Raw genomic sequence first — 11,661 nt, 5'->3', positions numbered from 1 at the left:
ACGGCTCGATCAAAAGGACTTCATGAGAGGAAAGTCATCTATAAGCACACGTTAAGAAATGCCTTTATCCCGATCTTAACAGTTATTGGGCAAACCTTTGGAACGCTTGTTGCCGGAGCTGCCGTTACCGAGACTGTGTTTAATATTCCTGGCATAGGCCAATTAATTATCAATTCCGTGGAACGAAGAGATTACATGGTCATCCAGGGGACGGTTTTAATGGTCACTTTAACCTATGTTTTGATTAATTTATTAGTTGACTTACTGTATGGTGTCATCGACCCACGGGTACGGCTTAAGAAAGAATCGTAAAAAATTTGCTCTGACTGGAGGAAATCGAATGGAAGTAGCTGTTGAAAAGAGACGAGAATTGAGCGATTTTAGACGAGATATTAACCGAGAACGGAGACGTTTGTTTGTCCGCCGTTTTTTTTCCAATAAATTGACGGTAACCGGAAGTGTCATTATCCTTTTTACCTTACTGGTTACCTTATTGGGACCTATACTTTCGTCCTATACTCCTTATGAAATGGTAGTAACTAGCAGATTAAAAGCTCCAAGTGCAGATCATCTTTTTGGAACAGATAACTTAGGCCGGGACTTATTTGCACGAGTCGTATACGGGGCAAGGGCATCTATGGGTGTTGGACTTTCTGTTGCCATCATTACATCGGTATTAGGCATGATTATCGGTTTATATTCGGCTTACTATAAGGTATTAGATCATATTTTAATGAGGATTTGTGATGGATTAATGGCTTTTCCTGCTATTTTATTAGCCATCGCATTAATGGCAGCATTAGGAACGAAAATTGACAATGTCATTATTGCTTTGGCCGCAGTCTTTACTCCTTATGTTGCTCGGGTAGTACGTTCAGCAGCGTTAGTAGTAAGAGAACAAACCTATATTGAAGCGATGAAGGCACAAGGGGCTTCCTCCATGAGAATTATTTGGGGGCATATAGCACCTAATACTCTTTCCCCATTAATTGTCTACTCTACCTTTATCTTCGCCGATGCGATTATTATTGAAGCCGGTTTGAGCTTTTTAGGTGTGGGTGTACCGGCACCGGACCCAAGCTGGGGCAACATTCTTTTTGATGGCAAATTGGTTATTTTTAATGCTTGGTGGATGACCTTTTTCCCAGGGGTGGCCATTATTTTAAGTGTATTAGGCTTGAACCTGTTTGGTGATGGGTTGAGAGACTTGTTAGACCCGCATACAAACCATGCCAAGAAATAATCGAACAAGCTAGGTTTCCGAAAGCTAGTTTTGAAAGGAGGATGCGAAAAATGGGTGACCATTTATTAGAAGTAAACAACCTTAAGACTCATTTCCGAACCGAAAGAGGGAAGGTTACAGCAGTTGATGGGATTTCCTTTCATGTCGACCGTGGTGAAGTGTTAGCCATTGTTGGGGAATCTGGATGCGGTAAGAGTGTGACAGCACAGTCGATTTTACGATTGTTTGAAGAAAAAGGGGTAACGACCTACGCTGGTGAAATTAATTTTGAAGGTAAAAACCTTTTAAAAATATCGGATTCAGAAATGAGGAAGATAAGGGGAAATGACATTTCTATGATCTTTCAAGACCCCTTAAGTTCTCTCAATCCTGTTTTTACAATTGGAGATCAAATCATGGAGCCGATTATGCTCCATCAGAAACTATCAAAGAAAGAGGCCTTCAAACGAGCAATCGAAATGTTGAAATTAATTGGCATTCCAGCACCTGAACAAAGGGTTCATGAATATCCTCATCAAATTTCAGGCGGGATGCGGCAGCGGGTCATGATTGCCATTGCCCTTGCCTGTCAACCCAAACTGTTGATTGCAGACGAACCGACTACAGCATTGGACGTGACGATCCAATCACAAATTTTGGAACTCATTGACAGTCTGAGACAGAAATTAGATATGGGTATTATGCTGATTACCCATGATTTGGGTGTGGTGGCCCAGCATTGTACACGTGTAGCCGTTATGTATTTAGGGGAAGTGGTGGAAGAAGGAGATGTGGAATCCTTATTCGAAGATCCGCTTCATCCCTATACACAAGGGTTAATCAGATCGATACCCCAGCTTTCTGGAGATCGAAATAAAAAACTCTCCATTATTAAAGGCATGGTTCCATCCCTTAATGAAATTCCAAAGGGATGCAGATTCGCTCCAAGGTGCCCCTTCGCAGATGCAAAATGCATGAATGAAAAGCCAGAATTAGAAACGCTGGATCATAATAAAAAAATTAAGTGCTGGCATTATCAAACAATAAAGGGGGCTGTATCGAATGCAACATGAAGCATTGAAACTGGACAGAGACCATGGGAACGGTTCTTATGGAACCGCCGCCTTTGAAGCCCGGCCAATAAAAGGGAATGCAAGAGAGAAGCTTCTTGATATTAAAGGAATCAAAAAATACTTCCCCGTGAAAAATACGATCGGGGTCACCAAAAAATATGTGAAAGCAGTCGATGATGTGACCTTTCATTTATATGAAGGAGAGACATATGGATTGGTGGGCGAGTCTGGCTGCGGTAAAAGTACTCTTGGTCGTACGATTTTACGGTTGACTGACCCGACGGACGGCGAGGTGTTTTTTGGAGGAACTGACATTTTTAAACTATCAAACTCAGAGTTTAGAAAACAACGGCAAAATTTACAAATGGTGTTTCAGGACCCGTATTCCTCGTTGAATCCCCGAAAAAGAATTGGAGACAGTATCGCTGAACCGATGGTGATTCACAATATCGGCACCAGTCAAGAACGGATGGAAAGGGTCTTCGACATTCTTGAAAAGGTAGGCTTACATGCAGACACTTATTATCGCTTTCCCCATGAATTTTCTGGCGGTCAGCGGCAAAGGATTGGTCTGGCGCGTGCATTAGTAGTGAACCCAAAGCTTGTCATCTGTGATGAACCTGTTTCGGCACTTGATGTATCCATTCAATCACAGATCATTAATCTTCTCGAAGATTTACAGGAAGAATTTGGGCTGACCTACTTATTTGTCGCACATGACTTAAGTGTTGTCAGACATATCTCCGATCGAATTGGTGTCATGTACTTGGGGAAAATGGTCGAGGAAGCCGAAACGGATGAACTTTTTGCCAATCCGCTTCATCCGTATACCAAAGCTTTATTATCTTCCATTCCGCATCCAAATCCAAAAATCAAGCAAGAAAAGATTATCTTAAAAGGAGAAATTCCATCTCCTATTAATCCTCCTTCAGGGTGCAACTTTCATACTCGCTGTCCTTTAGCAACGGACATCTGTAAACAAGCCGTTCCGAAAAGAGTAGAGAAGAGACCAGGACATTTTGTGGCATGCCATTTAATAGAGTAATCGCAACTCAAAAATTTTTGAAATGGGTGATGAAATGAAATTAGAGATTAATGGTTTAGTAGAAGAAATTTATGCTGAGATGGTGGAGTGGCGAAGGGATTTTCATAAACATCCCGAATCGGGCTGGCTTGAGTTCCGCACTTCTTCATTAGTTGCTGAAAAGCTGGAAGCATGGGGATATGAAGTGATGATTGGGAAACAAGTCATTGACTCCAATGCAAGAATGGGTGTCCCGCCAGAGGAGATTTTACGTCAGCATGAGCAACGAGCGCTAAATCAAGGAGCGAATATAAAATGGCTGGAATTCGTAAAAGGCGGTCATACCGGTGTGGTAGGTATTCTGGATACCAAGCGCCCTGGTCCAACGATTGGCCTGCGATTTGATATGGATGCACTAGATTTAGTGGAAGCCAACAATCCTGAGCATGTACCCGCTGCAATGGGATTTCGTTCGGTTAATGAAGGAATGATGCATGCATGTGGCCATGATGCCCATACCTCAATCGGATTAGGATTGGCGAAATTATTTTCACAAATTCAGGATCAGCTTTCAGGGAAAATTAAGCTGATTTTCCAGCCGGCAGAAGAGGGAGTACGCGGAGCAAAATCAATGGTGGCGGCTGGTGTTCTAGATGATGTGGACGTTTTCCTTGCCAATCACATTGGCACCGGTGTGCCGCTGGGAGAGTATGTGTGCGCAAATAACGGCTACCTATCCACCACGAAAATTGATGTTACCTTCACTGGAGTCGCTTCCCATGCAGGCAAATGTCCGGAAGAAGGCAGAAATGCCTTACTTGCTGCGGCATCGGCAGTCCTTAACTTACACGGAATTTCCCGCCATGGCGACGGTAATTCACGAATTAACGTAGGTGTCCTAAACGCAGGAACAGGAAGAAATATTATTCCGTCGTCTGCAAAACTTAAGATTGAAACCCGAGGTGATACCCCTGAAGTGAATGAATATATCTTAGCCAATGCCATCAATATTCTTAAAGGAACAGCAATGGCACATCAGGTGGAGGTAAACATTGACATCGTAGGGGAAGCCAAATCGGTAGATTGTAGTCAGGAATTGGCAGAATTTGTTCAAGAATCCATTCAAACTATAGAAGAAATCAGTCAAGTTCATTTACATTCAAATGAAAGTTCTGGCTCTGAAGATGCAACCTACATGATGGAAAAGGTCAAAAGCAACGGGGGATTGGCAACATACGGTGTCGTCGGAACAACCCTTGCAGCCGGACATCATAATGAAAAATTTGATATTGATGAACTTGGTATGAAGATTGGCGTAAAGGCATTAGCCCAAGTGGTATTAAACTCTACTAAACTCAATGTTAAAAAGGCATTAGTATAAGTTTTTTCCTAACTAAGGATAAGGGGTGTCAAACGATGAAGAGTACGATTTCATTTGCAGCCACCGGTGATTATTTACCTACACGAAGAATCCCAAGTTATCAGGAAGAAAGTTTTCAAGCGATTGAAAAAGTGATCAAGCAAGCGGATGGAAGAATCACAAATCTTGAAATTAGTATTTTGCAAAATGAAGGTACCCCTGGAGCGATTCCAGGCGGTACGCACATCCGAACGACACCTGATCGTTTAGACGATCTAAAAGCCTATGGCTTTAATCTTGTTGGCACTGCAAACAATCATGCCTTTGATTATGGATATGACGGACTCGAAGCAACGAACCGTCATCTGAATGAAGCAGGCATACTCCATACAGGTACCGGAGAGAACTTATATGAAGCAGGAAAGCCGATTTTCCTGGATACAACCGCTGGACGTATTGGATTTATTTCCGTTTCGGTTGTTTCTCATTTGACCCACATGGCTACAGAACAAAGGCATAATATCAAAGGAAGACCTGGAATTAATGGTCTTCGTCATGTTCGTAAACATAGGATTAGCTCTGAAGAACTCGCGGTGTTAAAAAACATTGCCGATAAAACAGAGGTAAATGCCTTCACCCAAATGTCCATCAATGAAGCCTTCATTCTGCCATTTCCTGAAGGGATTGTACCTTTTGGAAGAGATCAATACGGTTACCAGATGTTATTTGAAGTCGGGGAGGAACAGGGCCTTGTAACTGAACCTAATGAAAAAGACATGCAGCGTATTGAAGGGGTTATCGATGATGCACTAAGACAAGCGGATTATGTACTGGTTAACTTTCATGCTCATGAAATGAAGGGGACGAATAAACGAATCGGAGCTGATTTTGTAGGAAAAGCTTCGAAACGATTTATTGATGCCGGTGCCCATAGTGTCATTGGCCATGGGCCACATACATTGAGGGGCATTGAAATATACAAGAGAAGACCGATTTTTCATAGTCTAGGAAACTTTATTTTTCAAAATGAAACCCTGGATGCCCTGCCGCAGGATTTTTATGATAACCATCATATTCCTAACGATTATGGCGTGATGAAGGCAATGGACAAGAAATCCCATAACGGTACAAAAGGATTATTGAGTATACCGGAAATGATGGAGTCCGTCCTTCCCTTCTGGACCATGAAAGACGGAGAGCTAGTCGAAATAACCTTATATCCGATTGAACTCTCTCATGGAAAGAAGCGCCATCAAAATGGATTCCCGGAAATGACAAAGAATGAATCCATACTCAAAAGGCTTCAAGATTTATCGGAACCGTTTGGTACCAACATCATCATCGAAGATGGAATTGGCCGGATTTATGGGCAAGCAACCGCTGGGAGAGAGAAACCAGAAGTGAAATTTGTCTAGAAAAAATAGCGGTAAATGGAGGGAGAAGTGGTTTTGAAGCAAGTTGATTGGGTCAACGAATATATCGACCAAACACAGGAGAAATGGAAGAAAATCAGTGACTTTATCTGGGAAAATCCTGAAACAAGATTTCAGGAATACATCTCCAGTAAGCATCTATGTGAGCAGTTAGAGAAAGAGGGGTTTAAGGTAACAAGCGGTGTTGCAGGAATCGAAACAGCTTTTATCGGTGAATTTGGTGAAGGGAAACCAGTAATAGGTTTCTTAGGAGAGTATGACGCATTATCCGGATTGAGCCAAATATGTGATGCAGACTATCAGGAAGCCATTCAACCTGGTGGCAATGGGCATGGATGTGGTCATAATTTATTAGGGACCGGTGCATTAGCCGCAGCTTCCGCATTGAAAAAATATATCGAGGAGAATCAATTAAAAGGAACGGTTCGCTTCTATGGCTGTCCTGGTGAGGAAGGCGGATCAGGAAAAACCTTTATGGCCCGTGAAGGGGTATTTGAAGATGTGGATTTTGCATTGACATGGCACCCAAATAGCCGTACCGGTGTTCAGGGGTGCAGTTCATTAGCCAACATCCAAGTCTATTTTAAGTTTAAGGGTAGAAGCGCTCATGCCGCAGCCACTCCCCATCTAGGAAGAAGTGCTTTGGATGCCGTGGAACTCATGAATATTGGGGCTAATTATATGCGTGAACATGTCAGCCAAGAAGCACGGATCCACTATGCCATAACCAACTCTGGCGGTATTTCACCAAATGTGGTTCAGTCAGAGGCTGAGGTACTATACCTTGTGCGTGATCAGAATATGAACAAAACCAAGAAAATCTATGACCGACTATGTAAGATTGCTAAAGGGGCCGCTTTAATGACGGAGACTGAGGTTGAAATTCATTTTGATAAAGCTTGCTCCAACTATAATCCAAATTATACGTTAGGTAAAGTATTGGAACAATCTCTTCAAGAGGTGGGGATGCCTTCCTATTCGACAGAAGAATATCAATTTGCCAAGCAGATTTGGAATACATTAACGGATGCGGAAAAACAAAATGGTGAGTATTTCCAGGCAGTTAGTTCTAAAAGATTCCCGATTCATCCTGAAGGTCCCTTCCTCTCGGCTGAGCCTATTCCTTTTGACGGAAAGGGATTCCTCTCCGGCTCCACTGATGTAGGCGATGTAAGCTGGATTACCCCAACGGCCCAATGTATGTATACGACTTCTGCTTTGGGGACAGTGCTTCACAGCTGGCAAATGGTCACCCAAGGAAAGTCGTCCATTTCCCACAAAGGGTTGCTGCAGGTTTCTAAAGCATTGGCGTTAACAGCCATTAAAGCATTGGAAAATCAGGAAATCATCGAGCAAGCCAAAAAGGAATTACAAGCACAACTGGCGGAACACCCATACCAATGTCCGATTCCGTCTGGAGTAATTCCTACTATATTAAAGGAAAGTCTATTAGTGTAAAGTTGTGGGGCTGCTTAATGATAAGTTAAGTGGCCCTCCTTTATAGATGGTAGCCAAATGATGTCATTAAATTTCTAAATGATTTCCATTAATATTATTAATTTCAGTTATCAAAAACAATCAAGTATGATGTTTAACAAGAACGATAGAGACTGGAGTGAGCCCTATGAAATACAGTTACATATCACATTTATATTGTCCCAAATGCAGCAACACTTTTTCACACGAACAGAAAAATCAGCTATGCACCTGTGGATCACCGTTATTGGTTGAATACGATTTAGAACTATTAGGCAAGGAGCTTTCCAAAGAAGCTTTAGTTGGCAGAGTATCCAGCTTATGGAGGTATCATGAACTGCTTCCTATTAGTGATGAGAAAGACGTTGTTACATTAGGTGAAGGGATGACTCCGCTTATTAAGATGCCTATTATGGGTGAAGATATGAAAATAGCAAACTTGTGGATGAAAGACGAGGGAATCATTCCGACGGGAACATTTAAAGCCCGAGGAGCGGCCGTGGGAGTATCCAAAGCAAAAGAGTTAGGTGTAACAGAACTTGCCATGCCTACCAATGGAAATGCGGGAGCTGCTTGGTCACTTTATGCGGCAAGAGGAGGAATTCAATCTACCATCGTCATGCCAATTGATGCACCCAAAATAACTAGAAATGAATCAGCGATCTCGGGTTCAAACTTATATCTTGTTGATGGACTAATCAGTGATGCAGGAAAAATTGTGGCTCAGTCGGTCGCAGATCATGGTTTATTCGATGCATCTACCTTAAAGGAACCATACCGGATTGAAGGAAAAAAGACGATGGGACTCGAAATTGCCGAACAAATGGATTGGAAGCTGCCGGATGTCATTTTATATCCAACAGGCGGCGGCGTAGGGATTATTGGTATTTATAAGGCACTTACTGAACTGAAAAAGTTGGGCTGGGTGGAAGGAGAACTTCCACGCTTGGTCGCGGTTCAAGCAGAAGGCTGTGCCCCGATTGTTAAAGCATGGGAGGAAGGAAAGTCGGAATCAGAGTTCTGGCATGATTCTGAGACGGTTGCCTTCGGAATTAATGTGCCAAAAGCATTGGGGGACTTTTTAGTCCTTGAAGCCATTTATCAAACAAATGGTTGTGCTGTTGCGATTGAGGATGAGGCGCTTTTGGCGGAACAAAAGAAGCTAGCAAGCCTTGAGGGGGCATTCGTTTGTCCCGAGGGAGCTGCAACGTTTGTCGCAGCTCGCAGATTAAGAGAACAGGGCTGGATAAAAGAGCAAGATTTCGTTGTTGCCCTAAATACTGGAATGGGAATTAAGTATCCCGACACCATTTCCGTTGAGGTCCCGATCTTACAAAAAGGGGACACTATTAGGAAGAGTATGAAAGCATAAGCAAACATGCGGATAACGAAAATTAAACGAAAATGTCTAAGGTTGAGTAGTTTTCTAGGAAGGATAAAAATAAACTAACGGATCTAGGTTGAAGGTCGGTCTTAGGGATGACATAGCAAAAATTACGAATCATCGGGTTGTTCTTAATTCTTAAGGTATGTAAGGATTTGAGTTCCATTTCTTTACGAATGGTATGAATGGATAAAATAGAAATTCCTAAACCGGCTTCAACCGATTCTTTAATAATCTGAGAGCTTCCAAAGGAGCGAATTTCACTAGGTGAGAAGTTATTTTCTGAGAAAAGTTGATTGATAGCCTGACGGGTCGCAGAACCTTTCTCCCGAATAATCCATGTTTCATCTTTTAAGTCATGCAGTTCCACTTCTTGTTTTAATGCAAGTGGATGCCTAGGTGAGACAATCAGGACCATTTCATCTTGGGCAAATGGTTGAATATGCAATTTAGGATTATCTACTATACCTTCAACAATGCCTAAATCCAATTCACCACGAAGCAGCTGTGAAATAATACGATGGGAGTTCCGAATGGCGATATTAGGCTTAATGAGTGGAAATTCTTCTGTAAATTCTGAAATGATTCTCGGAAGTAAATATTCCCCAAATGTATAGCTGGAACCAATCGTAAGAATCCCGCTTGCTGAATGAGTCATTTCATCGATTAACCGATTCATTCGGTCATATAGGGATAGAATTTGCTTTGCATGCTGATACAAGATTTCCCCAGCCTTTGTTAATCGCACATATTTATTACTTCGGTCAAGCAACTTTAACTCATATTGTTTCTCCAGTACTTTAATAGATAAAGTAACAGCTGATTGAGAAATATGTAGTGCTTCGGCTGCACGCGTAAAGTTTTTTTTCTCGGCAACTGTAACAAAAGTGAGAAGATGATAATCCATTTTTACCTCCTTAAGTCTTATTATTGTAAAAATTTACAGAATTTACACCCTATTAAGAATGTTACAATAACGATTTTATGATAGGAATAGGTAAAAGGTTCTATAAACATAAATTTGAAAGGATGAAGATGGTGAAAAAATTTTCATTTCTCATATTGGTTTTATTGGTTTTGCTGGCTGGCTGCAGCAGTGAAACTACGAGTAAAACGACGAAAAAAACGGCTTCTGACGAACAAACAGGCGGAGTTTTAAAGATTGCACTGAATGCCCAGCCTCCAACACTAGACACTCATTTAACGACACAAACCGTTGCCCTTGAGGTTACCAGAAATATTTATGAGACATTGGTTACCCAAAATGCCAAGCAGCAGCCAGTTCCTATGTTAGCCGAGTCAATTGATAAGAGTGACGATGGTTTAATTTACACGTTTCACTTAAGGAAGGGTGTTAAATTCCATAATGGGAAGGAAATGAAGGCTGAGGATGTTACGGCATCGATGAATCGATGGCTGAAACTGTCATCCCGGGCAAAATTACTGTTAAGCGGTGCAAATTTCGAGTCGAAGGATGATTATAACGTAGAACTAAAATTACAATCGGTTGCTTCAGATGTGTTAGATATTATGGCAGGACGTGGACAATTTCCCGCCATTATGCCAAAGGAAATCATTGAATCTGCTGGAAAAGATGGCGTAACCGAATATATCGGGACTGGTCCTTTCGAATATGTTGAATGGAAACAAGATCAATATATTCGCTTAAAACGCTTTGATGATTACGCAGCTGTCGATGAGGAACCCAGCGGTATTGCCGGAAGAAAAACGGCCTATGTCGATGAAGTCTATTATTATATTGTAACGGACCCGTCAACTAGAATGGCCGGAGTCCAAACGGGCCAGTATGATATTGCGACCTATATGCCTTATGACAATTATGAACAGTTGAAAAGTGATAAAAATCTAAAAACCTATGTATCTTTTGATGGCGGTACATTAAATGTATCCTACAACAAAAAGCATGGATTGTTCACGAACCAAAAAATCAGGGATGCTGTCAATACGGCATTAGATTTAAACGCTATCATGCTTGCAAGCTTTGGACATAAGGATTTATTCAAATTAAGTCCAGGTTATATGAGCACGGAACAAGTAGACTGGGCCACTGGCGCAGGAAAAGAGTCTTATAATCTTGCCGATCCTAATACGGCCAAAACCAAGCTAAAGGAAGCTGGTTATAAGGGAGAGGAAATCACCCTGTATTCTACACGAGATTATGATTATATGTATAACTCGGCAGTTGTGATGAAAGAAGAATTAGAACAAATTGGGATGAAGGTGAAGCTGGAAATATTTGACTGGCCGACTCTTATCGAAAGAAGGGAGAATCCAGATAACTGGGATATCATGGTTGTGGGAACAGGATATGTCACCACTCCATCACAGTTATTGGTGGTGAATCCGGATTACGTTGGCTGGACCAATGACCCAAAGATTACGGACTTGCTTGCTAAGATTAGAACTTCAGCTTCACAAGAAGAAGCGAAAGGGCTCTGGGAAGAATTACAAACCTACATGTGGGATGACTATTTGCCGTTTACTCTATTTGGGCATTATTCAACCATCATGACTACCAGCAACAAACTTGAAGGCTTTACTCCTTTCCAAGGAGCTATTCCTTGGAACGTAAAAAAGAAACAATAGAAGCTCCATAAGAGAAATACTCCTCCCAATGATCCATGGCTGATTAGCGGGTGGAGTATTTCTTTAAACGGAAATATCCATC

10 protein-coding genes are annotated in these 11,661 nt (G+C 41.8%); 9 read left to right on the top strand and 1 reads right to left on the bottom strand.

All coding sequences use genetic code 11. The annotated features are described in order from the left end of the window. The 8 genes from KHB02_RS07645 to KHB02_RS07610 all read left to right on the top strand — a co-directional run. A partial coding sequence (locus KHB02_RS07645) for an ABC transporter permease (RefSeq protein WP_241113767.1) occupies positions 1–312 on the top strand: 312 nt, incomplete at its 5' end. Positions 313–340: 28 nt separating this feature from the next. Further along, the gene (locus KHB02_RS07640) at positions 341–1,243 is read left to right on the top strand and encodes an ABC transporter permease (RefSeq protein WP_213145717.1); all 903 of its coding nucleotides are present in this window, start codon (positions 341–343) and stop codon (positions 1,241–1,243) included. A 50-nt stretch (positions 1,244–1,293) separates the two neighbouring features. Then, positions 1,294–2,295 (top strand): ABC transporter ATP-binding protein, encoded by a 1,002-nt coding sequence (locus KHB02_RS07635; RefSeq protein ID WP_213145718.1) that lies wholly within the window; start codon positions 1,294–1,296, stop codon positions 2,293–2,295. Then, positions 2,285–3,340, top strand: a complete 1,056-nt coding sequence (locus KHB02_RS07630; protein WP_213145719.1) for an ABC transporter ATP-binding protein — start codon at positions 2,285–2,287, stop codon at positions 3,338–3,340. Before KHB02_RS07635 ends, KHB02_RS07630 begins: the two co-directional genes overlap by 11 nt. Before the next feature lie 34 nt (positions 3,341–3,374). Further along, positions 3,375–4,700 (top strand): amidohydrolase, encoded by a 1,326-nt coding sequence (locus tag KHB02_RS07625; RefSeq protein ID WP_213145720.1) that lies wholly within the window; start codon positions 3,375–3,377, stop codon positions 4,698–4,700. Between the two features lie 35 nt (positions 4,701–4,735). Beyond that, positions 4,736–6,094, top strand: a complete 1,359-nt coding sequence (locus KHB02_RS07620; protein WP_213145721.1) for a CapA family protein — start codon at positions 4,736–4,738, stop codon at positions 6,092–6,094. A 15-nt stretch (positions 6,095–6,109) separates the two neighbouring features. Next, positions 6,110–7,570: a M20 family metallopeptidase gene (locus tag KHB02_RS07615; RefSeq protein ID WP_420848071.1), complete on the top strand. Its 1,461-nt coding sequence runs from the start codon at positions 6,110–6,112 to the stop codon at positions 7,568–7,570. Positions 7,571–7,736: 166 nt separating this feature from the next. Beyond that, the gene (locus KHB02_RS07610) at positions 7,737–8,960 is read left to right on the top strand and encodes a threonine synthase (RefSeq protein WP_213145723.1); all 1,224 of its coding nucleotides are present in this window, start codon (positions 7,737–7,739) and stop codon (positions 8,958–8,960) included. A gap of 22 nt (positions 8,961–8,982) precedes the next feature. Here the strand turns inward: KHB02_RS07610 and KHB02_RS07605 are convergent, their stop codons facing one another. Then, positions 8,983–9,879 carry a LysR family transcriptional regulator gene (locus tag KHB02_RS07605; RefSeq protein ID WP_213145724.1) on the bottom strand — a complete coding sequence of 299 codons (897 nt, stop codon included), beginning with the start codon at positions 9,877–9,879 and terminating at the stop codon, positions 8,983–8,985. Positions 9,880–10,007: 128 nt separating this feature from the next. Here KHB02_RS07605 and KHB02_RS07600 point away from each other — a divergent pair, with 128 nt between their 5' ends. Beyond that, positions 10,008–11,579 carry an ABC transporter substrate-binding protein gene (locus tag KHB02_RS07600; protein ID WP_241113766.1) on the top strand — a complete coding sequence of 524 codons (1,572 nt, stop codon included), beginning with the start codon at positions 10,008–10,010 and terminating at the stop codon, positions 11,577–11,579. Positions 11,580–11,661: the final 82 nt, after the last annotated feature.

It is taken from the genome of Neobacillus citreus (genome assembly GCF_018343545.2).
Lineage (GTDB): Bacteria > Bacillota > Bacilli > Bacillales > Cytobacillaceae > Neobacillus > Neobacillus citreus.
Note: the sequence above shows the minus strand (reverse complement) of the source record. Positions and strands in the feature narration are given on the sequence as shown.

Coding starts and splice junctions, on each gene's coding strand:
- KHB02_RS07640 (WP_213145717.1), top strand. CDS start 341: ATGGAAGTAGCTGTTGAAAAGAGACGAGAATTGAGCGATTTTAGACGA.
- KHB02_RS07635 (WP_213145718.1), top strand. CDS start 1,294: ATGGGTGACCATTTATTAGAAGTAAACAACCTTAAGACTCATTTCCGA.
- KHB02_RS07630 (WP_213145719.1), top strand. CDS start 2,285: ATGCAACATGAAGCATTGAAACTGGACAGAGACCATGGGAACGGTTCT.
- KHB02_RS07615 (WP_420848071.1), top strand. CDS start 6,110: ATGGAGGGAGAAGTGGTTTTGAAGCAAGTTGATTGGGTCAACGAATAT.
- KHB02_RS07600 (WP_241113766.1), top strand. CDS start 10,008: ATGGTGAAAAAATTTTCATTTCTCATATTGGTTTTATTGGTTTTGCTG.
- KHB02_RS07610 (WP_213145723.1), top strand. CDS start 7,737: ATGAAATACAGTTACATATCACATTTATATTGTCCCAAATGCAGCAAC.
- KHB02_RS07620 (WP_213145721.1), top strand. CDS start 4,736: ATGAAGAGTACGATTTCATTTGCAGCCACCGGTGATTATTTACCTACA.
- KHB02_RS07625 (WP_213145720.1), top strand. CDS start 3,375: ATGAAATTAGAGATTAATGGTTTAGTAGAAGAAATTTATGCTGAGATG.
- KHB02_RS07605 (WP_213145724.1), bottom strand. CDS start 9,879: ATGGATTATCATCTTCTCACTTTTGTTACAGTTGCCGAGAAAAAAAAC.